20 protein-coding genes, 1 tRNA gene and 1 other RNA gene are annotated in these 22,974 nt (G+C 68.3%); 12 read left to right on the forward strand and 10 right to left on the reverse strand.

Features of this window, described 5'->3' with window-relative positions:
• Window positions 1–45 precede the first annotated feature (45 nt).
• Both WBP48_RS16675 and aceE read right to left on the reverse strand, forming a co-directional pair.
• On the reverse strand, window positions 46–1,266 hold the full coding sequence (locus WBP48_RS16675) for a PucR family transcriptional regulator (RefSeq protein WP_424441862.1): 1,221 nt from the start codon (window positions 1,264–1,266) through the stop codon (window positions 46–48).
• 8 nt (window positions 1,267–1,274) lie between these two features.
• The gene (gene aceE, locus WBP48_RS16680) at window positions 1,275–4,019 is read right to left on the reverse strand and encodes a pyruvate dehydrogenase (acetyl-transferring), homodimeric type (protein ID WP_424441863.1); all 2,745 of its coding nucleotides are present in this window, start codon (window positions 4,017–4,019) and stop codon (window positions 1,275–1,277) included.
• Between the two features lie 253 nt (window positions 4,020–4,272).
• Here aceE and WBP48_RS16685 point away from each other — a divergent pair, with 253 nt between their 5' ends.
• On the forward strand, window positions 4,273–4,908 hold the full coding sequence (locus WBP48_RS16685) for a GyrI-like domain-containing protein (protein WP_424441864.1): 636 nt from the start codon (window positions 4,273–4,275) through the stop codon (window positions 4,906–4,908).
• Window positions 4,909–4,980: 72 nt separating this feature from the next.
• Here the strand turns inward: WBP48_RS16685 and WBP48_RS16690 are convergent, their stop codons facing one another.
• On the reverse strand, window positions 4,981–5,919 hold the full coding sequence (locus WBP48_RS16690) for a LysR family transcriptional regulator (RefSeq protein WP_424441865.1): 939 nt from the start codon (window positions 5,917–5,919) through the stop codon (window positions 4,981–4,983).
• Between the two features lie 93 nt (window positions 5,920–6,012).
• Here WBP48_RS16690 and WBP48_RS16695 point away from each other — a divergent pair, with 93 nt between their 5' ends.
• Both WBP48_RS16695 and WBP48_RS16700 read left to right on the forward strand, forming a co-directional pair.
• The gene (locus WBP48_RS16695; protein WP_424441866.1) at window positions 6,013–6,885 is read left to right on the forward strand and encodes an oxidoreductase; all 873 of its coding nucleotides are present in this window, start codon (window positions 6,013–6,015) and stop codon (window positions 6,883–6,885) included.
• The gene (locus WBP48_RS16700; RefSeq protein WP_424441867.1) at window positions 6,882–7,364 is read left to right on the forward strand and encodes a nuclear transport factor 2 family protein; all 483 of its coding nucleotides are present in this window, start codon (window positions 6,882–6,884) and stop codon (window positions 7,362–7,364) included. The genes WBP48_RS16695 and WBP48_RS16700 overlap by 4 nt, the downstream gene beginning before the upstream one ends.
• A gap of 68 nt (window positions 7,365–7,432) precedes the next feature.
• Here WBP48_RS16700 and WBP48_RS16705 read toward each other — a convergent pair whose 3' ends face one another.
• On the reverse strand, window positions 7,433–7,891 hold the full coding sequence (locus WBP48_RS16705; protein WP_424441868.1) for a hypothetical protein: 459 nt from the start codon (window positions 7,889–7,891) through the stop codon (window positions 7,433–7,435).
• A 115-nt stretch (window positions 7,892–8,006) separates the two neighbouring features.
• A tRNA-Val gene (locus WBP48_RS16710) sits at window positions 8,007–8,082 on the reverse strand.
• A gap of 68 nt (window positions 8,083–8,150) precedes the next feature.
• Between WBP48_RS16710 and WBP48_RS16715 the strand changes: the two genes are divergently transcribed.
• The 3 genes from WBP48_RS16715 (at window position 8,151) to rnpB (ending at window position 11,039) form a co-directional block, all read left to right on the forward strand.
• On the forward strand, window positions 8,151–8,882 hold the full coding sequence (locus tag WBP48_RS16715; RefSeq protein ID WP_424441869.1) for a zinc ribbon domain-containing protein: 732 nt from the start codon (window positions 8,151–8,153) through the stop codon (window positions 8,880–8,882).
• Window positions 8,840–10,618, forward strand: coding sequence for a bifunctional 3'-5' exonuclease/DNA polymerase (locus WBP48_RS16720; protein ID WP_424441870.1), 1,779 nt, complete (start codon window positions 8,840–8,842; stop codon window positions 10,616–10,618). The genes WBP48_RS16715 and WBP48_RS16720 overlap by 43 nt, the downstream gene beginning before the upstream one ends.
• Before the next feature lie 45 nt (window positions 10,619–10,663).
• Window positions 10,664–11,039, forward strand: an RNA gene (gene rnpB, locus WBP48_RS16725) — RNase P RNA component class A.
• A 9-nt stretch (window positions 11,040–11,048) separates the two neighbouring features.
• On the opposite strand, the gene ppgK is transcribed toward rnpB, so the two are convergent.
• Complete coding sequence (gene ppgK / locus WBP48_RS16730; RefSeq protein ID WP_424441871.1) at window positions 11,049–11,867, reverse strand: polyphosphate--glucose phosphotransferase; 819 nt, start codon at window positions 11,865–11,867, stop codon at window positions 11,049–11,051.
• Between the two features lie 72 nt (window positions 11,868–11,939).
• On the opposite strand from ppgK, the gene WBP48_RS16735 reads away from it, so the two are divergent.
• The 3 genes from WBP48_RS16735 to WBP48_RS16745 are packed head-to-tail and all read left to right on the forward strand — an operon-like array spanning window position 11,940 to window position 16,517.
• Complete coding sequence (locus tag WBP48_RS16735; RefSeq protein ID WP_424441872.1) at window positions 11,940–12,125, forward strand: SPOR domain-containing protein; 186 nt, start codon at window positions 11,940–11,942, stop codon at window positions 12,123–12,125.
• A 49-nt stretch (window positions 12,126–12,174) separates the two neighbouring features.
• Window positions 12,175–13,512, forward strand: coding sequence for a type I glutamate--ammonia ligase (gene glnA, locus WBP48_RS16740; RefSeq protein WP_424441873.1), 1,338 nt, complete (start codon window positions 12,175–12,177; stop codon window positions 13,510–13,512).
• A gap of 5 nt (window positions 13,513–13,517) precedes the next feature.
• Entirely contained in the window at window positions 13,518–16,517 is a 3,000-nt protein-coding gene (locus tag WBP48_RS16745) for a bifunctional [glutamine synthetase] adenylyltransferase/[glutamine synthetase]-adenylyl-L-tyrosine phosphorylase (protein WP_424441874.1), read from the forward strand.
• A gap of 40 nt (window positions 16,518–16,557) precedes the next feature.
• Here the strand turns inward: WBP48_RS16745 and WBP48_RS16750 are convergent, their stop codons facing one another.
• From WBP48_RS16750 to WBP48_RS16765, 4 genes are read right to left on the reverse strand one after another with little or no spacing between them, the layout of a single operon-like run.
• On the reverse strand, window positions 16,558–17,202 hold the full coding sequence (locus WBP48_RS16750) for a response regulator transcription factor (protein ID WP_424441875.1): 645 nt from the start codon (window positions 17,200–17,202) through the stop codon (window positions 16,558–16,560).
• Complete coding sequence (locus tag WBP48_RS16755) at window positions 17,193–18,713, reverse strand: sensor histidine kinase (protein WP_424441876.1); 1,521 nt, start codon at window positions 18,711–18,713, stop codon at window positions 17,193–17,195. The genes WBP48_RS16750 and WBP48_RS16755 overlap by 10 nt, the downstream gene beginning before the upstream one ends.
• A 26-nt stretch (window positions 18,714–18,739) precedes the next feature.
• Window positions 18,740–20,200 carry a hypothetical protein gene (locus WBP48_RS16760; protein WP_424441877.1) on the reverse strand — a complete coding sequence of 487 codons (1,461 nt, stop codon included), beginning with the start codon at window positions 20,198–20,200 and terminating at the stop codon, window positions 18,740–18,742.
• A complete protein-coding gene (locus WBP48_RS16765; protein ID WP_424441878.1) occupies window positions 20,197–21,780 on the reverse strand; it encodes a sensor histidine kinase in 1,584 nt (527 codons plus the stop codon). The genes WBP48_RS16760 and WBP48_RS16765 overlap by 4 nt, the downstream gene beginning before the upstream one ends.
• A 152-nt stretch (window positions 21,781–21,932) precedes the next feature.
• Here WBP48_RS16765 and WBP48_RS16770 point away from each other — a divergent pair, with 152 nt between their 5' ends.
• The 3 genes from WBP48_RS16770 to WBP48_RS16780 are packed head-to-tail and all read left to right on the forward strand — an operon-like array spanning window position 21,933 to window position 22,966.
• The gene (locus tag WBP48_RS16770; protein WP_424441879.1) at window positions 21,933–22,271 is read left to right on the forward strand and encodes an ArsR/SmtB family transcription factor; all 339 of its coding nucleotides are present in this window, start codon (window positions 21,933–21,935) and stop codon (window positions 22,269–22,271) included.
• A complete protein-coding gene (locus WBP48_RS16775; RefSeq protein ID WP_424441880.1) occupies window positions 22,268–22,729 on the forward strand; it encodes an SRPBCC family protein in 462 nt (153 codons plus the stop codon). The genes WBP48_RS16770 and WBP48_RS16775 overlap by 4 nt, the downstream gene beginning before the upstream one ends.
• A 54-nt stretch (window positions 22,730–22,783) precedes the next feature.
• The gene (locus WBP48_RS16780; RefSeq protein ID WP_424441881.1) at window positions 22,784–22,966 is read left to right on the forward strand and encodes a hypothetical protein; all 183 of its coding nucleotides are present in this window, start codon (window positions 22,784–22,786) and stop codon (window positions 22,964–22,966) included.
• The last annotated feature ends 8 nt before the right edge of the window (window positions 22,967–22,974 follow it).

Genomic DNA, 22,974 nt, shown 5'->3' on the forward strand with positions numbered 1-22,974 from the left:
ACAAACGCGGTTTGCTTTGTACGTGCCCTACAGAGCCCCCCGGCATCATGCGCCGCTGGCCCTGCGCATGCCGACACTGCGCCGCCGGGTGACCTCGGTGCCGATGGAGCCGATGATGAGCGCGGTCTGCAGGATGAGTGCCTCACGTGGACCGGTCGCATCCCATCCGATGACGTCGGAGACGCGTTTGAGCCGGTAGCGCACGGTGTTCGGATGCACGAAAAGTTCACGCGCCGTCGCCTCGAGCGACCGGCCGTTGTCGAAGTAGCTCCACAGGGTCGTCACGAGGTCTGCCGAGTGGGCCTGCAGCGGGCGATAGATCCGCTCGACGAGCGTGGCCTTGGCCACAGTGTCCCCGGCGAGTGCGCGCTCGGGCAGCAGGTCGTCCGCCTCCACGGGTCGGGGTGCGTTCCGCCACGCGCCGGCGACGGCGAACCCCGCGAGAGCGGCACGGGCGCTGAGCCCGGCATCCACCAGCGCCGGGACGGCGGGACCGACGACGAGGTGACCCCGACCGAACGCCGGTTCGAGCCGAAGCGCGATCGCGGAGAAAGGGAGGTCTTCGTCAGCCGCGTCTCGTCCAGGCAGCTCAGCGCGTCCGATGACGACGACGAGGCGAGATCCCTGCACCCCGATGAGCACGTCGACGCCGAGCTTTCGGGCAAGTCGGCGCAGCTGATCGACATCGAACTGCGGAGGCGTCGTGCCGACCACGACGGCGACCTCGCCATGGCCATGCCAGCCAAGGGCTGCAATGCGGCTGGGTAGTTCTTCATCGGCCTCGCCGGTGAGGATCGAGTCGACGACCAGGGCCTCCAGGCGGGCATCCCACAGCCCACGAGCCTCCGCGGCGCGCGCGTAGACGTCCGCCGAGGCGAAGGCGACCTCGCGCGAGAACAGCAGGATGCTCTCTCGCAGATCCTCCGCCCGACCTGCGACCCGCTCCTCCGTGACGGCGACGGTGACGCGGATCAGCTGCAGCGTCTGGGTCAGGCTGACGCTGCGCAGCAGTTCGCGAGGAGCCGCGGCGAAGATGTCCGCTGCGATCCACGGCGCCGAACCCGCGTCGTCGTACCACTGGATGAACGAGGCGATACCCGCTTGCGCCACCAGACCCACCGCGGAGCGGCGCGCCGGCGGCATGTCGGCGTACCACGGCAGCGACTCCTCGAGCCGCTTGATCGTCGCCGTCGCCAACTCGCCCGAAATCCGGCGGAGCCACGCGAGCGTCTCCGCCTTCTCCTGCGGCGTGGGTCGAGACGGCATTGAGCCTGTCAGCTCTCGCCGCCGGCGTTACCGCTGGTTCCTGCGGTGACGTCGTGCAGCCGGTACTTGTCGATCGCCTGCGCGGACAGCCCGCGATCGACGAGCCCGTCGTCGGCGAGGGCCTGAAGTGTGCGCACGACGATCGACGGACCGTCGATCTTGAAGAACCGGCGTGCGGCGGGGCGGGTGTCCGAGAAGCCGAAGCCGTCGGCGCCGAGCGTGGCGAAGCGGTGCGGCACCCAGGGACGGATCTGGTCCTGCACGGCGTGCATGAAGTCGCTCACCGCGATGACGGGCCCCGCAGTGTCGCGCAGCTTCTCGGTGAGGTACGCCGTACGCGGCTCGGCGAGCGGGTTGAGGAAGTTGTGCTCGTCTGCGGCGAGGCCGTCGCGACGCAACTCCGTCCAACTCGTGACCGACCACACGTCCGCGGCGATGCCCCAGTCCTCGCGCAGCAAATGCTGCGCCTCGAGCGCCCACGGCACTCCCACCCCCGACGCGAGCAGCTGGGCGCGATTCCCGTCGCTCTGGCCCTCTGCGAAGTGACCTTCGGAGATCCGGTGGATGCCGCGAACGATGCCCTCGACGTCGACGCCCTCCGGCTCGGCCGGCTGCACGAGCGGCTCGTTGTAGAGCGTGATGTAGTACATGACATTCGGGTCGGGATGGTTGCCGCCGTACATGCGGTCCAGGCCGGAACGGACGATGTGCGCGATCTCGTAGCCGTAGGCCGGGTCGTACGACACCGTCGCAGGGTTGGTCGAGGCCAGCAGGTGCGAGTGGCCGTCGGCGTGTTGCAGTCCTTCCCCGGTCAGCGTCGTGCGCCCCGCGGTCGCGCCCATGATGAAGCCGCGCGCCATCTGATCGCCCGCCGCCCACTGCGCGTCGCCGGTGCGCTGGAAGCCGAACATCGAGTAGAAGATGTACACGGGGATCAGTGGTTCGCCGTGCGTTGCGTACGACGTGCCGGTGCCGGTGAACGCCGCGACGGCACCGGCCTCGTTGATGCCGACGTGCAGGATCTGACCCTGCGGGCTCTCCTTGTAGGCCAGGAGCAGTTCACGGTCGACCGACGTGTAGTTCTGGCCGTTCGGGTTGTAGATCTTCGCCGTCGGGAAGAAGGCGTCGAGGCCGAACGTGCGGGCCTCGTCGGGGATGATCGGGACGATCCGGTGACCGAAGTCCTTCGAGCGCAGCAGGTCCTTCAGCAAGCGGACGAAGGCCATCGTCGTGGCGACCTCCTGCGTTCCTGAGCCCTTCTTCGGCAGCGCGTAGGCGCTGTCGTCGGGAAGGGAAATGGGAACGTGGTGCGTACGGCGCTCCGGCAGGAACCCGCCGAGGGCGCGCCGACGTTCGACCATGTACTGGATCGTCTCGTCCGCCATGCCGGGGTGGTAGTACGGGGCCTCGTACGGGTTCTCCTCGAGCTGCGCGTCGGTCACCGGGATGCGCATGGAGTCGCGGAAGTGCTTGAGGTCGTCGAGGGTCATCTTCTTCATCTGGTGGGTCGCGTTGCGGCCCTCGAAGTGGTGCCCGAGGCCATAGCCCTTGATGGTCTTGGCGAGGATGACGGTGGGCTGGCCCTTGTGCTCGGTCGCGGCCTTGTAGGCGGCGTACAGCTTCTGGTAGTCGAGGCCACCGCGGCGGAGCTTGCCCCAGATGTCGTTGTCGGACCAGTCCGCAACCATCGCGGCGGTGCGCTCGTCACGGGCGAAGAAGTGGTCGCGGATGAACTTGCCGTCCTCGGCGCGGTACGTCTGGAAGTCGCCGTCCGGCGTCGTGTTCATGAGGCGGACCAGGGCGCCGTCGGCATCCTTCTCGAGCAGCGAGTCCCAGCCACGGCCCCAGACGACCTTGATGACGTTCCAGCCGGCACCGCGGAAGAAGGCTTCGAGCTCCTGGATGATCTTGCCGTTGCCGCGGACCGGGCCGTCGAGCCGCTGCAGGTTGCAGTTGACGACGAAGGTCAGGTTGTCGAGGCCCTCGTTGGCGGCGACCTGCAGCTGGCCGCGCGATTCGACCTCGTCCATCTCACCGTCGCCGAGGAAGGCCCAGACGCGGGCGCTCGACAGGTCCTTGATGCCGCGATTGGTGAGGTACTTGTTCGTCATCGCCTGGTAGATCGCGTTGATGGGGCCGAGGCCCATCGAGACGGTCGGGAACTGCCAGTATTCGGGCATGAGGCGGGGATGGGGGTACGAAGGGATGCCGAGCGATGCCTTCGACTTCTCCTGACGGAAGCCGTCGAGTTGATCGGCCGACAGACGCCCCTCGAGGAACGAGCGCGCGTAGATGCCGGGAGAGGCGTGGCCTTGGATGAAGACCTGGTCACCCCCGCTGGGGTTGTCGAGACCGTGGAAGAAGTGGTTGAACCCGACTTCGTACAGCGACGCGGACGACGCGTAGGTGGAGATGTGGCCGCCGACGCCGATCCCGGGCCGCTGCGCGCGGTGCACGGTGAGTGCGGCGTTCCACCTGATCCACCGGCGGTAGCGGCGCTCGAGCTCCTCGTCACCGGGGAAGGCGGGTTCGTTCTCGGGCGCGATCGTGTTGATGTAGTCGGTGGTGGGAACCTGCGGCACGTTCAGCTGCAGTTCGTGCGACGTCTGCAGAAGGCTCAGCATGATCTCGCGGCCGCGTCCGGCGCCCTTGCTGTCGACGAGCTGTTGCAGCGATTCCTGCCACTCATGGGTCTCTTCGGGATCGCTGTCCTGCGGGCCCTGGGAGTACGGATCCTGATCGTTGACAGTCACGGGAGACCTTTCTTCATCTGGCAGATCATGCCAGGACGGGGCTTCGGACGGGCTCGGCCTTTTGTACGGCGGGTACAACGCACCGCCCTCAGCCTAGTCATATCCCGGGGTCACGGGCCCGCCGAGATGAGCGCCAGGACCGCGCTCGCCGGCATCCTCGAGCAGACCGACAGCGACGAAGTCGCACCTTCCAGCCTGGGATACTCGGCTGACACAAGCGGCGTTTCCATGAGCGGCATGCGAGGGGTTTCCGATGACTGACAAGCTCGACTTCAAGAAGACTCTCGACACCTACCGCGCTCCGCGGGGCCGATTCGAAATCATCGTCGTCCCCGACATGCAGTACGTCATGGTTGACGGACACGGCGATCCCAACACGTCGTCCACCTTCGCGGATGCGCTGGCTGCGCTGTACCCCGTCGCTTACAAGCTCAAGTTCGGCAGCAAACGCGAGCTCGGACGCGACTACGTCGTCCCGCCGTTGGAAGGGTTGTGGTGGGCGGACGACATGGGCTCGTTCACCGGTCGGCTCGACAAGTCGCGCTGGGACTGGACAATGATGCTGATGGTCCCCGACTGGATCGACCAGGACATGTTCGAGAGGGCCGTCGCGCGGGCCGGAACGAAGAAGGCCCCGACGCGGCTCGGCGACGTCCGCCTCCAGTTGCTCTCCGAAGGCCGCAGCGCGCAGACCCTCCACGTCGGCTCGTTCGAGGACGAGGCACCCGTCCTGGCGCGGATGCACCACGAGTTCATCCCCGAGAACGGCCTCCGCCCGGCGGGCAAGCACCACGAGATCTACTTCAGCGACTTCCGCGCGGTGCCTCCGGACAAGCTCCGAACCATCCTCCGTCAGCCTGTCGAATCCGAAAGCGCTAGTCCGAGGTGACGACGATCTTCCCGGTGGTGTGTCCGGTTTCCACGATCGCGTGAAGACGCACGGTATCCGCGCCGAGTTGGTTCACCCACGCTCGTGACTCTGGTCCGGATGCCGCGGCGACGACACCTCCAGCACCTGACGGAGTGCCAGCCGCAGTTGTGTGATGCTCCATCGGGTGTCGTCGTCGCGCCAGACGAGAGCGAGCCGGCTGGGGGTGACCCCGGTGACCGGGCGGACCGTGACACCGTCTCGTGCGATGAGTGGGGCGTTGCCGGCTGCGATGAGGCATACCCCGAGCCCCGCGGCGAGCGCCTCGACAGTCTCTTCGGTGCTCGCTGCCTCGGCGCCGATGATCACGGGATGCTCGTCGCGCGCGTCGAGGGCGAGCCAGTGCTCACGGAGGGCGCCGCTGGCGTGCGGGAGCGCGATGAACGGTTCGTCCAGGAGGTCCCGGAAGGCGACCTCGGGCCTTGTCGCGAGGGGATGGTCGGAGTGGAGCGCCACCAGGCGGGGTTCGGTGGCAACGACCATTGAGTCGAGTCCCAGACCTGCCGGGATCGGGAGCCAGACGAACGCGGCGTCCGTCGGTGCGGCGGCGTCGGATCGTAAGCCGCCGGTGGGGTCGGACCAGCTCACCTGGTGGAGCGACAGGGTGAGCCGGGGGGCGAGGGCACCCAGACGCGCGCGGAGCGCGGGCACGATTCCGCGGCCGAGGCCGGTGCTGAAGCCGATCACGAGGGAGTTGTCGCGATCCTCTCTTCCACGATCGAGCGCTCGCTCCGCCTCGGACCACGCGGCGACGGTGCGCTGCGCCTCGGGGAGGAGATCCAGCCCTGCGGGCGTCAACGTCACGGTCTTTCCGGATCGTACGAACAGCGGGACACCCAGCTGGGACTCGAGCGTGCGGATCTGCTTCGACAGTGCCGGCTGACTGATGTAGAGGTCTTCGGCAGCTCGCGTGAAGTGCAGCCGCTCCGCGACCGCGAGGAAGTACCTCAGGTCTCGAAGGTGAACGTCCATAGCTGATGGTAATGACAGCGTGTCTTGGACGCAGCGTGTCATCCCGCGCACGCTGGAAGCATGTTCGGCACAACGAGCGGAGGGAAGGGCGCAATGAGCGACCAGTCGGGTGCGGGCGGAAGCCCCCGCGTGTGGTTCATCACGGGCGCGTCGAGCGGATTCGGTCATGCTCTCGCCGTCGCGGCGATCGCCGCGGGAGACGTCGTCATCGCCACCGCCCGGAACACCGGGGCGCTCCAGCAGCTCGTCGCCGACACCCCCGACCGGGTGGAGGCGATCCCGCTGGACGTCACCGACCCTGCCGCGGCGCAGGCCGCCATCCGGGATGTCGAGGCGCGCTACGGGCGGATTGATGTGCTCGTGAACAACGCTGGGCGAGGCCACGTCGGCGCCGCCGAGGAGACGACCGATGAGGACCTGCGCTCGCTCTTCGAGCTGCACTTTTTCGGTCCGGCGACGCTCATCCGAGCCGTGCTGCCCGGGATGCGCGAGCGCGGTACCGGCGTGATCGTACAAATGTCGTCGTACGGCGGGCAGGTCGCGGCTGCGGGATTCTCGTCCTACGCGGCGACGAAGTTCGCCCTGGAGGGTTACTCCGAAGCGTTGGCGCTCGAAGTGGGGCTGCTGGGCATCGACGTGCTCATCGTCGAACCCGGAGCGTTCCGGACCGGTTTCTCTGGAGGCAGTCTTGGCGAGAGCACTCCGATCGACGCCTATGCCGACACCGTCGGCCCGACCCGCGCCTACATCACGGGCATCGACGGCACGCAGCCCGGTGACCCCACACGCGCGGCCGCGGCCGTGCTCACCGCCATCGACAGCGACCGCGTGCCGCTTCGGCTGCCCCTCGGCAATGACGCGGTCGACGGTATCACCGGCCACCTCCACGACGTGGAGCAGGAGCTTCGTGCGTGGGAGTCGCTGTCACGCTCCACCGACTTCGACACCCGAAAGGCATCGACATGAGACTCCCCACCGCACTGCTCGGTCCCACCTTCGTCGTACTCACCGCACTCGCGTTCACCGGGTGCGCGAGCGGGGCTGGCGACCCCGCGGGCACGTCCGAGGCCTCCCCTCCGCCCGCCGCCTCCCCGAGCACCACCGCATCGCCGGAGCAGGGCGCATCCGTCTCGACGGCCGCGCAACGGTACATCGACGCGGTCAATAGCGGCGACCTCGAAGCTCTCGTGGACTCCTTCACCGCCGACGCAGCAATCGTCGACGTCAGCAGGCGCGTCACGGGCGCCGACGCGATCCGCACCTGGGCGGACAGCGAGGTCATCGGCGGTACCCTCCGAGTCGACGACGTCGCCGACATCGACCCGGCCACGCAGCGCATCCGGGTCCACTGGGCGCCGGCGGGTTCGGATGGATGGGCCGCGGACTACACTTTCACCACCGATGGCGACCGCATCACACTCGCCGACCTGCAATACGCCGAGTAGATCACTCCAGGTGCGAGTGACCTCGTGCACAGACGAGAGCGTCTTGTATCGGGACGGGGTGGGCCCGGCTACGACCGGCCCCACTCTTCGATCATGTCCAGGCACGTTCGATACGTGGCGTCGTCGGAGTCCATCAGGAGGTCGAGAAGGAGAAGAACCTCGTAGTGTCGTTGCTCGGTGCCAGCGCTCGGGAACTCGTCGCCGTATCTCGTCCAGGCGGCATCTTCGCGAAGACCCACGAGCACGTTGCCCAGGAACGTGGCCGCGGCTTCCTCCAAACCACCTGACCGGATCGCTTCCCGCCGTTGTCGCACAAAGTCGCCAATACGCGCGACGTCGGACGCGAGATCCCGAGGGTTCACTCCCGAGACGCGGCACAAGGCCGAGAATGGCTCGTACCCCGCGAGATGTCTGACCGGCGTGGAATCGGCCTCGGGTTCCGAGCGGTACGTCGCGCGTCCCCTCGGAATGACTCGGACGCCCGCAACAGGGTAGCCGGGGCCGGAGAACGGCGCTGCATCGCTCATGGACGTCTCCTCTGCAGTTCGAGGCGATCTCAAGCCTCGCATCTACGGTCTGCAGCGACAAGCCGACCTCGGGGTACTGGTCGAGCCTGGTCGCCGGGATGACCTGGGCTTCACGTGGTGGGCCCTGCCGGGTTCGAACCGACGACATCCACGGTGTAAACGTGGCGCTCTACCAGCTGAGCTAAAGGCCCGTGCGCCCTACAGTCTACGAGCCCCAGCCCACCATCCTCTGCCAGGGCAGGCGCGATAGGTTGGTGGCGTGAAGTCCAGCCACGCTGACCAGCTGCTCGTGCTCGAGCTTGCGAGCCTCGATGCCGCGATCAGCCGCGCAGACCACGCACGTCGCAACCCTGAGCAGACCGCTCGCGTGCAGGCTCTGCTGACGCAGCGGCAGACGCAGTCGGCCGAACTCACGACACTCCTGGGTGCCCGCGACGATGCCCGCGTCGAGCTTGCTCGTCTCGAGTCCGATGTCTCTCTCGTCGATGCCCGAGCCGCGCGCGACAACGAGCGGCTCGCGGCAACCTCCAACGTCAAGGAGGCGCAAGGTCTCGAGCGCGAGCTCGCCGCGCTCGCGGGGCGCAAGAGCGACCTCGAAGACACGCAGCTCGAGATCATGGAACGACTCGAGAACGCGGATGCTGCTGTCGCCGCGCAGGAGGCGGCGATCGCCGAAACGAATGCCGAAGGCGCGAGGCTGAGCGCCGAGGGCAAGGATGCCGTGGCCGCCGCTACCGCGACCTGGGAAGGCGCCACGCGGGATCGCGCCGCCGTCGCAAGCCGGGTCCCGGCAGACCTGCTGGCCCTGTATGAGCGCCTCGCCGCGCGGGGCGTCGGAGCGGGGCTGTTGCGCCGGCGCACATGCGAGGGATGCCACATGGTGCTCGCCGGCACCGATCTGAACGCTCTGCGCCAGGCCACCGAGGACGACGTCGTCATGTGTCCGGAATGCGGCTGCATCCTCGTGCGCACCGACGAATCCGGACTGTGATCCCACCCGGCGCGGCGCGTGCCGCCGCGCCGACACATCGGCGGCTGCTGGCCCGCGAGGGCGATGACGCTGTGCTTCTCACCGTCGGTGATGACCTCGGCGTGCTCATGCGAGAGCGCTGTTCGACGGCGGAACTCGGCGCGGTCGTCGCCACCGCGGGACCCGACGTGAGGTGGGTGTGGAGCGACACGACACGCTGGTATCCAAGCATTCTCGCCACCGGGCACATCGTGACCCGCTGCTGGGATCTGCGTCTGGGACACGCTCTGCTGCGGGGGAGTACTCTCGTCCCCGAATCGAACGCGGCGGCGCTTCGCAAGGCGATCGACTGGGATGCGTCGTCAGCGGAGCCTCCGGCCGCATCCACTCCCGCACTCTTCGACGTGGACGACGCGGTGCGCGGCGTGCCGGACGACCCCGATGCGGTTCTCGCCGAGTTCGTGCGGCAGCAGCGTGCGATCGAAGCTGCGCCGGAGCGCGTGCGGCTGCGGCTGCTGCTGGCGGCGGAGTCGGCGGGAGCCCTGCTGGCCGTGGAACTGCACGCGGCAGGTGTGCCCTGGAGTCGAGAGGTCCACGAGATGCTCCTCCACGAGGCGCTGGGACCGCGTCCCGCCCCCGGCGCAGCCCCAGCCCGGGTGCGGGAGCTCGCCGAGGTCGTGCGCCTGGCCCTCGGCGATCCGGCGGCGAGCCTGGACTCACAGCCGAAGCTGCTGCGGAGCCTGCATCGCGTCGGCGTGCTGGCACAGTCCACGAACAGATGGGAGCTCGCCGAGTACGATCACCCGGTCATCGCTCCGCTGCTCGAATACAAGAAGCTCACCCGGCTGTTGAGCGCCAACGGGTGGGCGTGGCTGGACGAGTGGGCCGCCGAGGGGAGATTCCGCCCTGTATATGTGCCGGGCGGTGTCGTCACCGGACGGTGGGCGTCGTCCGGGGGAGGAGCGCTCCAACTCCCGCGGCAGTTGCGACCGGCGGTGCGTGCCGACGAAGGCTGGATGCTGGTGGTCGCCGATGTCGCGCAGCTGGAGCCCCGAGTGCTCGCTGCGATGTCCGGCGATACCGCGCTCGCACAGGCCGCACGCGGCCGCGACCTCTACGAGGGGATCGTCGGCAGCGGCGTCGTCTCGACGCGGCAGGAGGCCAAGATCGCGCTGCTCGGTGCGATGTACGGCGCGACCACTGGCGACAGCGGGCGTCTCGTGCCGGCGCTGCGCCGCGCTTACCCGCGGGCCATGGCGCTCGTGGACGCCGCCGCGGCCATCGGCGAGCAGGGTGGGGTAGTGACGACCTGGCTCGGACGTTCCTCCCCTCCTGCGGATGCGAGGTGGCATCAGATCCAGGCGGCCGCGGGCGAGCCCGACGCGACGGATTCCGACCGCACGCACGCCCGCCGGTCGGCGCGTGACCGCGGCCGGTTCACACGCAACTTCGTCGTGCAGGGTACGGCGGCGGAGTGGGCGCTTGCGTGGCTCGCCGACCTGCGGGGGCGGCTTGCCGCAATGCCGACCGTCGACGCGGCGGCGCGGGCCCCGGCATCCGGACCGGTCTTCGGCGCCCGGGCGCATCTCGCGTTCTTTCTGCACGACGAGATCATCGTCCACACTCCCGCCGACCACGCGGATGCCGTCGCGCGCGCGGTCCGCAACAGCGCTGCGCGCGCGGGGACGCTGCTGTTCGGTGAGTTTCCTCTCGACTTCCCGCTGGATCTGCGCATCGCCGTCGACGCCTCCAAGTAGGGGTGACCAACAGCATCCCGCCGATCGCTACAATCGTGATGCGAATGGGTCGGCTGGACGGTCGCGTTGCGGGCATGCCCGCACCGAGGAACGTCCGGGCTCCACAGGGCAGGGCGGTGGGTAACACCCACCCGGAGCGATCCGCGAGACAGTGCCACAGAGAGCAGACCGCCCCGGCTCAGCCGGGGTAAGGGTGAAAGGGTGGTGTAAGAGACCACCGGGGGCGTGGTGACACGGCCCGCAGGGTAAACCTCGCCCGGAGCAAGGCCAGACAGGGGATGCCGACGCCGCCCGCCGAGTCCCCGGGTAGGCCGCTGGAGCGGCACGGCAACGTGTCGCCGAGAGAGATGACCGTCCACGGGACCTCGACCTCCGTGTCGAGGCTCTGAGACAGAACCCGGCGTACAGGCCGGCCCATTCGCCTCCGTCGTCAGCTGGTCGTGTCGACCAGATCCTGCGCGACGCCTCCGGCGTCGGTGCCGGTCTCCTGCGCGAGCGCGAGCGCCGCCGAACCGATGATTCCGGCGTTGTTGCGGTGGACGGCGGGGACGATCGGGGTGTTCAGCTTCAGCAGCGGCAGGAACTCGTCGGAGTGCTTCGATACGCCACCGCCCACGACGAACAGATCCGGGCTCAGCAAGAACTCGAGGTGGCTGTAGTACACCTGCAGGCGTGCGACCCATGTCGGCCAGTCCAGCCGCTCGCGCTCGACGGCGGAATAGGCCGTCCACGCCTCGAAGTCGCTGGCCTCGTTGGCGCGCTGCAGATGGCCCAGTTCGGCGTTGGGGATCAGGATGCCGTTGTGCAGCATCGCGGTACCGATCCCGGTTCCGAGTGTCGTCAACAGCACGAGGCCGTCCGCCCCGCGCGCCGCTCCGTAGCGTGCCTCCGCGACGCCGGCGACATCGGCATCGTTCGCGAAGTGGATCTCTCTCCCGAGTCCATCCTCGAAGAACTTCTCCGCCTCGAACCCGATCCACGTGTCGGCGACGTTCGCGGCCGACAGGGTGCGCCCATTCTTCACGATCGCCGGGAAGGCGACGCCCAGGGGCACGGCGTCGTCGGTCACCCCGAGCGTGTCCAGCACGCTGCGAACGGCCGCCAGCACGTCGTCGGGCTCGGCGCCGGCCGGGGTCTTGACCTTCACCCGGTCACTGAGAAGCTTGCCCTCCTGCAGATCGACCAATGCCCCCTTGATGCCGGTGCCGCCGATGTCCACTCCGACCGCACGGGTCGCCTTCGTCGTCATGCTTCTAGCCTACCCAGCCGACGCGTCCGGCTCGTTAGGATCGGACCGACAGTTCTCGGAAGGAGCCTCGCGATGTCGAGTGGCGAAGACAAGTTCTGGTACAACCTGAAGACCGGCGAGGTCGAGCGCGGTTTCGAATCCCCTGCGCCGGACCGGGCGGGTCCGTTCGACACTGCGGAAGAGGCGGCGAAGGCGCTGCAGGTGATCGCCGAGCGCTCGCGCGCGTGGGCGGAGGAGGATGCCGAGGAGGACCGATAGTCTGGTCTTCGACTCGGCTTCCCGGCGAGGCCGCTGGTGAGAGGACGCGATGGACAAGCAGCGTGACTTCGTACTGCGCACGATCGAAGAGCGGGGGGTGAAGTTCGTACGCCTCTGGTTCACCGACGTGATCGGCACATTGAAGTCCGTCGCGATTGCACCCGCAGAGGTGGAGGGCGCTTTCACCGAGGGGCTCGGCTTCGACGGTTCTGCCATCGAGGGGCTCACGCGCTCATACGAATCGGACCTGCTGGCCCACCCCGACCCCACGACGTTCCAGGTGTTGCCGTGGCGCGGTGAGATCGACCCGACCGCGCGCATGTTCTGCGATATCACGACGCCCGACGGTCAGCCCGCCGTTGCCGACCCGCGGCACGTCCTCAAGCGCACGCTCGCCAAGGCGGCGGATGCCGGGTTCACGTTCTACACACACCCGGAAGTGGAGTTCTATCTGCTGAAGTCCTCCTCTTTCGGTCCCGATGGCCCTGAGCCGGTGGACTCGGCTGGTTACTTCGACAACGTGCCGGGCGGCACCGCGCACGACTTCCGGCGGCGGAGCGTGCGGATGCTGGAGGATCTCGGCATCTCGGTCGAGTACAGCCATCACGAGGGCGGCCCGGGACAGAACGAGATCGACCTGCGCTACGCGGACGCGCTCGCCACGGCCGACAACATCATGACGTTCCGCACGGTCGTCAAGGAGGTCGCGATCGAGCAGGGCGTTTATGCGACGTTCATGCCGAAGCCGCTGAGCGGCCACCCGGGCAGTGGTATGCACACGCACATGTCGCTGTTCGAAGGGGATGTCAACGCGTTCTACGAGGAGGGTGCGCAGTACCAGCTGTCGCAGACCGGTCGCCAGTTCATCGCGGGTCTGTTGACCCACGCCAACGAGATCGTGGCGGTGACCAACCAGTTCGTCAACTCGTACAAGCGTCTGTGGGGCGGCGACGAAGCGCCGAGCTTCATCTGCTGGGGGCACAACAACCGCTCTGCACTCGTCCGCGTGCCGATGTACAAGCCGAACAAGGGTCAATCCACGAGGGTCGAATACCGCGCGCTGGACTCCGCCGCGAACCCCTACCTCGCCTTCGCGCTGGTATTGGCGGCCGGACTCAAGGGCATTGAAGAGGGATACGAGCTTCCGCCCGAGGCCGAGGACAACGTGTGGTCGCTCACCGACGCGGAACGTCGGGCGCTCGGTTACGAGCAACTGCCTGCGAGCCTCGACCAAGCACTGGAAGCCATGGAGGACTCAGAGCTGGTAGCCGAGACGCTCGGGGAGCAGGTCTTCAACTACGTGCTGCTGAACAAGCGCCGCGAATGGCAGGAGTACCGGTCCCAAGTCACACCCTTCGAGCTGAAGAGCAACCTGGAGATGCTCTAGTCGCAATGAGCGCGAGCGAACGCACGTCCTTCCGGACCGTGCTGGCGCGCGACGGCTTCAGCGAACTCGGCGAGGCTGACCGGCTGGTGGCCGAGCTCGCCGAGTTGGTCTCGCTTCCGCGTGAGGAGTTGCTGACCGGTGCCGAGCGCGCCGCCGACCCCGACGCGGCACTGACCGCGCTCGTACGGGTCGCCCGCCGCGACGCGCGCGCGGTAGCCGCGACGCTCCGCCGCACGGGTGAGACGCTGTGGCTGCTGCTGGGCGCGTCGAAGGGCTTCGGTGACTTCTACCTGCGGCATCCCGCCGAGCTCGCGCACGTTGCGCCTCCCGATATGCCGTTGCCCACGGCGGACGAACTGCGTGATGAACTCCGAGACGCGGTGGGCGCGGATGCCGACGATTTCGCCTCCATCGGCGACGAGAGCGCGTGGGTCGCCCTCCGGGTGCGCTATCGCCGGATGCTCGCCCGGATCGCGGCCCACGACCTCGGCGCCCTTGACCCGGTGGCGGTGTTGGCGGAGGTCGCCGCGGCACTGGCCGATGCCGCCGGCGCCGCACTCGAGGCTTCGCTGTGCGTGGCGCGAACCCGGGTCGCGGCCGGAGGCCCGGGAATCGGGCTGTTCCCGCGTGCGCAGGTCGCGGACACGCGACTCGCGATCATCGGCATGGGCAAGACCGGTGCCCGCGAGCTCAACTACGTCAGCGATGTGGACGTCATCTTCGTGGGCGGCGGTACCGACGAGCTCACGGCGCAACTCGGGGAGAGTCGCGTCATCGATATCGCGACGCGGCTGGCGGTGCAGACCATGCGCGGCATCTCGAGCATGGAGATCGAGCCTCCGCTGTGGGAGGTCGACGCCAACCTCCGTCCTGAAGGCAAGCAGGGCGCGCTCGTGCGCAGTCTCGATTCCCACCTGTCTTACTACGAGCGCTGGGCGAAGAGCTGGGAGTTCCAGGCCCTGCTCAAAGCACGACCGCTCGCGGGCGATCGCATTCTTGGCGAGGCATATATTGCGGCTGTCCAGCCGAAAGTGTGGACGAGTGCGGCCCGGGAGAACTTCGTCGACAGCGTGCAGCGCATGCGCGAACGCGTCACCGACCACATCCCAGCTGCGGATGTGCCGTATCAACTGAAGCTCGGACCGGGCGGCATCCGCGACATCGAGTTCACCGTGCAGCTGTTGCAGCTCGTGCACGGGCGAAGTGACGACACGATCCGGCAGCGCGGCACCCTTGACGCGCTCGACGCACTGGTCGCCGCGGGATACATCGGGAGAGGTGATGCCGCCGCGTTCGCGCGCGACTACCGGGTTCTGCGGGTGCTGGAACACCGCGTGCAGCTGCGCGACCTACGGCGGACCCACCTCATGCCGTCCGACTCCGATGGGCAGCGGGTACTGGCACGGGCTTCCCACCTCGCCGATAGCGGCGAGGGGATCTGGCGGCTGTGGGAGGGCATCAAGCGTGAGGTCCGCGAAATCCACGTCCGCCTGTTCTACCGCCCGCTGCTGTCGGCCGTGGCGGCGCTGACCTCCGACGAATTCCAGCTGACGGCGGCGCAGGCGCACGACCGCCTCGCGGCGATCGGGTTCCGTGATCCCGCCGGAGCGCTGCGCCACATCGGCGCGCTCACCGGAGGCCTCAGTCGCAAGGCGACGATCCAGCGCCACCTCATGCCCGTCATGATCCGCTGGTTCGCCGACGGTGTCGATCCCGACTACGGACTCATCGCTTTCCGCCGCATCAGCGAGCGTCTCGGCGACACGCCATGGTTCCTGCGGATGCTCCGCGACTCCTCGGGTGCCGCGGAGCGGCTGACGCGCCTGCTGTCGGGATCGCGGTATGTCGGGGAGCTGATGGAGTGGATCCCCGAGTCGGTGGCCTGGCTCGACTCCGACGAACTCCTGAGGCCGCGCGGGGGAGTGCTCCTGCAGAAGGAGGCACGAGCCATTCAGTCGCGTCACGAGGAGATCGGCGACGCCATGCGAGCCGTGCGGACGTTGCGTCGCCGTGAACTGCTGCGGCTCGCGTTCGGGTCGATCCTCGGAACGCTCACGATCGATGAGCTGGCCGCGGGGCTGACGACCATCAGCGAGGTCACGATCCAGGCGACCCTGCGGGCGGTGCGTCGGGAGGTGGTGCCGCCCGAGGACAACGCTCTCGACTTCTCCATCATCGCGATGGGTCGCTTCGGTGGGAGAGAGCTCGGCTTCGGGTCGGATGCCGACGTGCTCTACGTGTACGACCCCAACGGCGTCGACCCGCAGCGCGCCCACGATCTGGCGCTGCGGCTGGTCACCGGCATCCGCACCTACTCCGAGGATCAGCGCGTGCCCTTCGACCTGGACGCCGACCTGCGTCCGGAGGGCCGCAGCGGGCCGCTCGTGCGGTCGCTGGACTCGTACGCCGAGTACTACCGGCGCTGGTCGCTCTCCTGGGAGGCGCAGGCATTGCTGCGCGCTCGTGGTGTCGCGGGCAGTGTGAAGCTCAGCAAACGGTTCATCGCCCTCGCGGACGATGTCCGCTATCCCGCTGCGGTCGCGACGCAGGACCTCCGCGAGATCAAGCGCATCAAGGCGCGCGTTGAGAACGAGCGGTTGCCCCAGGGCATCGATCGCGCCCGTCATCTGAAGCTCGGCCCGGGGGGACTGAGCGACGTCGAGTGGCTCGTCCAGGTGCTTCAGCATGCGCACGCCCACCGCATTCCGGCGCTGCGGACCACGTCGACGCTGCACGCGCTCGAAGCCGCGCGTGAGGCGGGGCTGGTGCCGGATGCCGCCGCGGAACGTCTCCGAGAGGCGTGGCGCCTGGCCAGCCGGCTGCGCTCGGCGAACACGCTGCTGTCGGGGCAGACGAGCGACGTCCTACCCGTCGACCGCGGCAAGCTCGACGGGATCGGCCGGTTGCTGGAGCACCCGCCCCGCTCGGCGACGCTCGTGGAGGAGGAGTGGCTGCGCGCTGCGCGCCGCGCCCGCCGCGTCTTCGAGAAGCTCTTCTACGGGTGAGTGGCGTGTCGCTCCAGCCTGGCAGCGGCATACGGTGCATCTAGCGCCCGTCGTCCATGTAGCGCAGGGCCGCGAGCACCCGGCGGTTGGAGTGCGGGTGCTCCGCGAGACCGAGCTTCTCGAACAGATGCTGGATATGGGACTCGACGGTGCGTTCTGACAGGAAGAGCTTCTTCGAGATGCCGGTGTTGGTGAGACCCTCCGCCACGGCCGCGAGGACGTCGCGCTCTCGCGTCGTGAGGGGGTCGCGGGTCTCGGTACGCCGTTCGATCACTTTCTGCACGACGACGGGGTCCACGACGATCTCGCCTGCGGCGACGCGGTGGACCGACGCGCTGAGCGTGTCAGCACCGAGCAGGGAGTCTTTCAGGATGTACCCGATCGCGCGGTCCTTGCCCGTCAGCACACTCTCGACGAACTCCAGCTCCGCGTGCTGCGAAAGCACCAGGATGCCGATGCCTGGATGTGTGGCCCGAAGCGAGCCGGCGAGTTCGACGCCCTCGATCGTAAAGGTCGGCGGCATCCGCACATCCAACACCACGACATCAAAGGTCTCCTCTGCGAGAGCCGCGACGAAGCTCGACCCGTCCGGGTATCCCGTGACGTCCGGCGTGACCTCGGCCCGCAGGATGGCGATGACCCCCTCCCGCGTGAGGAACTGATCATCAACGACGGCTACGCGCATGGCATTCTCACCGTCCACACATGGGTCTGTCCCGACGGGGACGCGCCGAGTATTCCACCGACGGCGGCGACACGCTCCACCAGAATCGGCGACGGCTGGGGGTAAGGCGTGATGACCCGAAGCATCACGTCGTCGCCGTCGACAGTGCCTTCCACTGCAATGTCCTCGTGAGAGGTGAGCGCCGCCGCGATCGCGAGGTAGAGCGTGCGCTCGACGACCGGCGCGAAGCGAGGCAGCGAGTTCGAGAAACTCACTCTCGCCCGCATCCGCCGCGCGAGATCGCTTGCTGCGGCCTCCACGCCCGAGGCAGTGAGTACCGGCGGGTACAGCCCGTGTGCCACCTCCCGAAGCTCACCCAGCGCCACCTCGATCTCAGCGACCGCCTCTTGCAACATCCCCTGCGCTTGCGGCGGCGTCGACGTTGCTGCCGCCGCGCGCAGAGCCAGTCCGAACGCCAGCAGATGCTGCTGCGACCCGTCGTGCAGGTCGCGCTCCGATGCGCGCCGCTCGTCATCGGCGTGACGAACCACGCGGAGGCGAGAAGCGCGGAGTTCGACGATGTCGGCGGCGAGCGCGGCGCTGAGCCGGCCTTCTTCGAGGCCGGCCAACAACTCGGGGGTGAGGACGGTGTCGATCCGGTCGGTGCTGTCGCCTTCGATGCGTGCGACGAGCATGCCCTCGCTCTCCAGATTTCGCCCCGCCCCGTGCGGCTGCGTGATCGCTCCGGCCTCGTCCGCCCACGTACCATCGGGCTGCGGATAGATGATGCGCAGCGCGGGGTCGTCGAGCGCGGCGCGGAGCGCCCCACTCGTGTTGCGGCCACCGGTGCTCGCGGACAGGAGCGCGAGCCGCCGTCGGGCGCGAGCGCTCTGCGCGAAGCGTACGACGGCGGCCGTCGACGCGGTCAGCGCCGCCACGGAGGCGCCCCACTGGACTGCCGATGCGCTCGGGATCAAGAGGATGACCGCGGCGAGTGCGGTGAGCCCCGCGAACACGCGCCCACGTCGGGTACCGAGAGTGAGCCCGCAGAGCGCTCCGGCGAGAGCCCCGGCGCCGATCGTTGCGCACAGGACGGAAGCGGCGGCATCGGGCCACAGCGAGAAGGCACTGCTCGCGCACGAGTCACAGTTCGGGTGTGCCAGCGGGTCCTCGAGCACAGCGGCGACCGGGCCGCCGAGGATCGCCGCGACGAAGGCGAGCGCGAGAGCGAGGCGCGGCCGCGTCGAAATGCTGCTGGCCGCGCTGGCGACCACGATCGGTGGGAGCGCCGTCGAGAGTCCCGCATCCCATTGCGGCGACGTGCCGATTCCTCCGTCGGACAACGTGAGCGCGGCGCCCGCAAGAGCCAAGGCTGCGGTGGCAGAAGACCGGCTACCCGAAACCGTGACGAGTGCGACGATCGCTGTCCCGATGCCGACCCACACGCTGATGGACACCGTCGGCCGTGCGCCGATCGCGGCGAGGCTCACGGCGCACGCCGCGACGGTGAAGGCGATGGGTATCGTCCTCACCGTCGCGACGCGCGCACGGGCACGGATCATTCGATGCGTACCAACCCGCCAGCAAAGAGCGCGTCGTCCCAGGACGGGTCGTAGTCACGCTCGGCCGTGAAGTCGAGGTAGGCCCGGTTGCCATTGAGTCGATATGTCCCGCGGCCGGCTCCATAGCACGCCTGGTTTCCTTCCGCGCCCCAGTCCATCGAGAACTCGTCATCCGCGAAGACGAACTGGACTGTGCAGTCGGAGCCGTGCGGTTGGTTCACGACCGCGCGCCCGTTCTCGACGCGCCACGTCCACACGCCCACGTTCGCGAGTGCCTCGCTGCGCGACATCCCGGCGGCCAGTAGCGGCTCCAGCGTGATCTCGAGGCGCCACGTCCCGTCGAGCACGGTCTGATCGCCGGACGGTGTGATGGAGTGTTCCGTCGGACTCTCCGAGACCCCGTCGCATCCGCTGAGCGCCGCCGGCTCTTCAGCGGGCGCGAGGGCGCTGATACGTGCGATCGCTGCCTTCGCGTCCGGGTCTTTCGAGATCCGGTCGACGACGGTCTGGAGTGCAGCGTGCACCCCGGCGACCTGCGCGTCCGTCGCCGTCGCGGTGCCCGCGCCAGGCGAGGCGCACCAACCCGCGAGCGCCTCGGCGTCCGTCGGCCGCTCGTCCTGTGCGGTGGTCGCCCCGTCTTGCACCTTTTCGTAAAGGGCTGATTGCTGGGCTGAGGTGAGACCTTCCCACACCTCCTTACGCACGACGACGACGTCGAACTTCGTATACAGGTCGATGTTCGTCGTCATGACCGCGGGAAGGTCTGCTGCCCCCGCCTGCTGAAGCGACACCTCGATGCCGCGGGATGCGCCCGACGCTGCGCGCTTGGTGCGTTCGTCTCCTGTCGAATGCTCCGTTGTGGCGCCCAGCGCGGCGAACAAGTCATCGACGCCCGTTCCGGTCCGGGTATTGAAGACTGCTCCTGCGTAATCTTCGGGGCCGAGCACGGGGTCGCGGTAACCGAAGATGCGGCGGGTTCCGCCCGGAACAAGCGCGACGCCGACCAAGCCGATCTCGTCAAGCCCGGACATGAGGTCTTCGCTCACCGGATCTGCCGCGATGGCTGTGGCATGCTCGGGGCCCTTCACGACGAGAGGCGCCTGTAGCGGCGCGAGCGAACTCGCGCCCGCCTGGACGAGTCTGTCGGCCCGGACGACCGAGAAGTCGACGGCGCCCTCCTGCAGCAGCGTTATCGTCGCGCCTTCGTAGTCGTCGACGGGAGCGCGGCCATCCTCGGACGGAGCCGTCACGACGATGGCCGGCGCCGCATCTGATGCAACGATCGCGTCGAGGACGTCGGAGCCAATGCCGCCGGGACCGTTGCCCCACGTCGATGAGATGGTGACGGGGTCGACCGTCGCTCCCGATCGGCCGAGCGGTTGTCCGCAAGCCGCGAGGGCGAAGATCGCTGATCCGATGACGACCACGCCCAGCGTGGATCTGCTTCGTGTGCTCATGCACGTGAGGCTAGGAGCCGGGGCACCTCGGACTCATCCGGGATGGCCGCAGAGTACGTTGCGGGTTCCCGCGAGAGGGCGGATGCCGTCGTCACCAGCGCGACAACGGTTCCCGCTCCCGCACGGCTATCGATGCGCGCCCGTCCTCCGAGAACCGCCGCGCGATCGAAGAGCCCGCGGATGCCGCTGCCGGCCGTGTCCGCCCCGCCCACACCGTCGTCGGCGACCGAGATGACGACTGTGTCGCCCTCGCACTCGCCGCGCACGCAGGCGGTAGCGACGCCCGAGTGCTTGGCGCTATTCGCGAGCGCCTCGCTGCAGAAGTACCACAGCGAGCGCGCTGCGCTCCGCGAGAGCGGCGCGTCACCCGTAACCTCGACCTCGACGCCGGGACGCTCGAGCACCGAGAGCAACCCAGCAAGAGTGGCGGCCTCCGGCACCAACTCGGATACGCTCCGCACCGATTCGGCCGCGCTCACGCCGTGATCGGCGAGATCGGAGCGTTGCGCTCTGCGAGCGAGGTCTGCCGCAGCAAGGACACGCGGGATGACCGTCGTCGACAGCAGTCGGTCGAGGTCCGCACGCTCCCGGTCGGCGACTTCCAAGAGCAGAGCCCGCGAACGGCGAAGTGTGGCCGCGACCCGCCTGGCGTCGTGCCGTGACCGAGCGAGGGCCGACACGCGGCGCAGCACCGGGCGCAGTGCTTCGACCGTCACCGGGGCGTCGAGCACCCCGGGGGATAGGTGGGCGAGGTCCGTACCGTCTCGATCGACGACGACCACGGCATCCGTGATCGGCTGTGCGATGCGCCCCCGGGCATCGAGCAACCTGCCCGCCTGCGTCGGCAGCACGACGCGGATGGCGGGGATGTCGAGCGCGCGGGCAAGGCGTGCACCGTATTCGTCGGCGTTGGTCTCGGTGATCCTCGGATACGCAGCCCACAGCATGCGGTAGCGCTCGAGGAGCAGGAGGCACATGATCGAGCCGATCACGAGCAGGATGTCGAAAAGCGCTGCCGCGACAGACACGGGGACCAGCGGTGCGAGGCGCGCCAGATCCACCACCACGAGAGCCAGTGCCCACGTGAGTTTCGACAGCGTGACGACGAACTCTCCGCGGCGCGAGAGCGTGAATACGACGGTCGCCGCCATCCCCGCGACGGCGAGGGACAGTGCACCGGTTCCGGACACGATGGCGATGGCGACGGCGACGGCGAAGGTCACCCGGGCCGATCTCCGCACGAGCGTTCCCGTAGGGATCGCGCCCACCGCCCCGATCACCAGCGCGCAGGGAACGAGAGCGGCGCGCTCCACCACACTGTCGAGGGGCGGCGGCAAGACGACCGCCAGGCCGACGGCCACCCAGATCGCGCCCGCGAGACCGAACAGCCATGCCAAAGTGCGGGCTTTCGCGGTTGCGGCGAAGGTCGCGGCCGCAACGAAGACGGGACCGACGAAGAGACTCGACGTCGGCGTGTGGGGGAACCCGGTCAGGATCGCGGGGCTCGCGGCAGCGAGCAACGTCACGACGGCCGCGCTGATAGCCACGGCGACGTTACGCACCACCGGCGGCGTCTGCATGTCGAAACGGTACTCCCGACGGGGATCGAGGTGACAGTGCCAGCATGCGCGAGCGGAGCTCCAGCGATCTTGACGACTTGCGTCTGTAGCTCATATTCAACCTAGCAGTATAATTCTGATCGGTTGAGCAAGAAAATGCAGGAGGAGCGCCAATGCCACAGGCCGACGAACTGAGTCGCACCTTCGCCGCGCTCGCCGACCCGACGCGAAGGGCGCTGCTGGCTCGTCTCTGCGAGGGATCCGCCACGGTCGGCGACCTCGCAGCTCCGTTCGACATGACACTCGCCGCGGTGTCGAAGCACCTCGGGGTCCTGCAGAATGCGGGGCTCGTCCATCGTGGACGCGACGCACAGTACCGACCAGCCTCCTTGGACGCCCGCCCGCTGCGGACCGCCTCCGCCTGGATAGACAACTTCCAAGGCTTCTGGACCGATAGTTTCGACGCTCTCGACACCCACCTCTCCACCCGCTCGACGAAAGAACCACGATGACCGGAATCAACCCCGAAGGCATTGAGATAGATCGCGACTTCGCCGCTCCACCTGAAGCGGTGTTCGCTGCGTGGACGACCCCGGAGCACTTCGCTCGATGGTTCGGCGGGAAGGACGTACAGGTGGCGCTCGACAGCCTCGACTTTGTCGCTGAGCCTGGCCGGATCTGGACTGCTCAGATGGTGCTGCCGAACGGCAGCACGATCGACTGGACGGGTGAGTTCCTCGAGGTCACCCCGAACGAGCGTTTCGTGTTCACGCTGACCGACCGCCCCGCGGAACCGGAGCGCGCACGTATCGTCGTAGAACTGACCGCCATCGACCAGGGCACTCGGATGCACTTCACCCAGCAGACCCCGGGCTTCTCGCCCGAACAGCAGGCCGGGGTCCTCGCCGGCTGGCAGTCCTTCGTCGACGAGCTCGCGCTGATCGCGGCGGCGTCGAGGCGCGACGCGTAGCGGCGCGCCCTCTCAGCGAGAACAGCTCCCTATGCTCGACCGCCGCATCGCTTCTTGGATGACCCCATCGACGACAGCGAAGCGATGCGGGCATCGTGCGACCTCACATCAGGGACGGAGGCGAAGGCCGTCCTGCTCCAGCGGTTCCGCGTCAGCTCTCCGCAGCTCGAGCTGAGCCCCGTCGAGGCGTTCGGCTTCTCGACCCCAACGAGGCCAGACGCACCGACGCTGTTCTAAGCGTGCTT

The sequence above is a fragment of the Microbacterium sp. genome (assembly GCF_049661145.1).
Taxonomy (GTDB): domain Bacteria; phylum Actinomycetota; class Actinomycetes; order Actinomycetales; family Microbacteriaceae; genus Microbacterium.

Bases quoted from the DNA above. Each gene is read 5' to 3' on its own strand.
- ppgK (WP_424441871.1), bottom strand. From the start codon at position 11,867: ATGACGACGAAGGCGACCCGTGCGGTCGGAGTGGACATCGGCGGCACC.
- WBP48_RS16775 (WP_424441880.1), top strand. From the start codon at position 22,268: ATGACCGGAATCAACCCCGAAGGCATTGAGATAGATCGCGACTTCGCC.
- WBP48_RS16675 (WP_424441862.1), bottom strand. From the start codon at position 1,266: ATGCCGTCTCGACCCACGCCGCAGGAGAAGGCGGAGACGCTCGCGTGG.
- WBP48_RS16690 (WP_424441865.1), bottom strand. From the start codon at position 5,919: ATGGACGTTCACCTTCGAGACCTGAGGTACTTCCTCGCGGTCGCGGAG.
- WBP48_RS16765 (WP_424441878.1), bottom strand. From the start codon at position 21,780: ATGCAGACGCCGCCGGTGGTGCGTAACGTCGCCGTGGCTATCAGCGCG.
- WBP48_RS16770 (WP_424441879.1), top strand. From the start codon at position 21,933: ATGCCACAGGCCGACGAACTGAGTCGCACCTTCGCCGCGCTCGCCGAC.
- WBP48_RS16685 (WP_424441864.1), top strand. From the start codon at position 4,273: ATGACTGACAAGCTCGACTTCAAGAAGACTCTCGACACCTACCGCGCT.
- WBP48_RS16760 (WP_424441877.1), bottom strand. From the start codon at position 20,200: ATGAGCACACGAAGCAGATCCACGCTGGGCGTGGTCGTCATCGGATCA.
- WBP48_RS16695 (WP_424441866.1), top strand. From the start codon at position 6,013: ATGAGCGACCAGTCGGGTGCGGGCGGAAGCCCCCGCGTGTGGTTCATC.
- WBP48_RS16750 (WP_424441875.1), bottom strand. From the start codon at position 17,202: ATGCGCGTAGCCGTCGTTGATGATCAGTTCCTCACGCGGGAGGGGGTC.
- WBP48_RS16745 (WP_424441874.1), top strand. From the start codon at position 13,518: ATGAGCGCGAGCGAACGCACGTCCTTCCGGACCGTGCTGGCGCGCGAC.
- WBP48_RS16705 (WP_424441868.1), bottom strand. From the start codon at position 7,891: ATGAGCGATGCAGCGCCGTTCTCCGGCCCCGGCTACCCTGTTGCGGGC.
- WBP48_RS16700 (WP_424441867.1), top strand. From the start codon at position 6,882: ATGAGACTCCCCACCGCACTGCTCGGTCCCACCTTCGTCGTACTCACC.
- WBP48_RS16735 (WP_424441872.1), top strand. From the start codon at position 11,940: ATGTCGAGTGGCGAAGACAAGTTCTGGTACAACCTGAAGACCGGCGAG.
- WBP48_RS16720 (WP_424441870.1), top strand. From the start codon at position 8,840: ATGCGGCTGCATCCTCGTGCGCACCGACGAATCCGGACTGTGATCCCA.
- glnA (WP_424441873.1), top strand. From the start codon at position 12,175: ATGGACAAGCAGCGTGACTTCGTACTGCGCACGATCGAAGAGCGGGGG.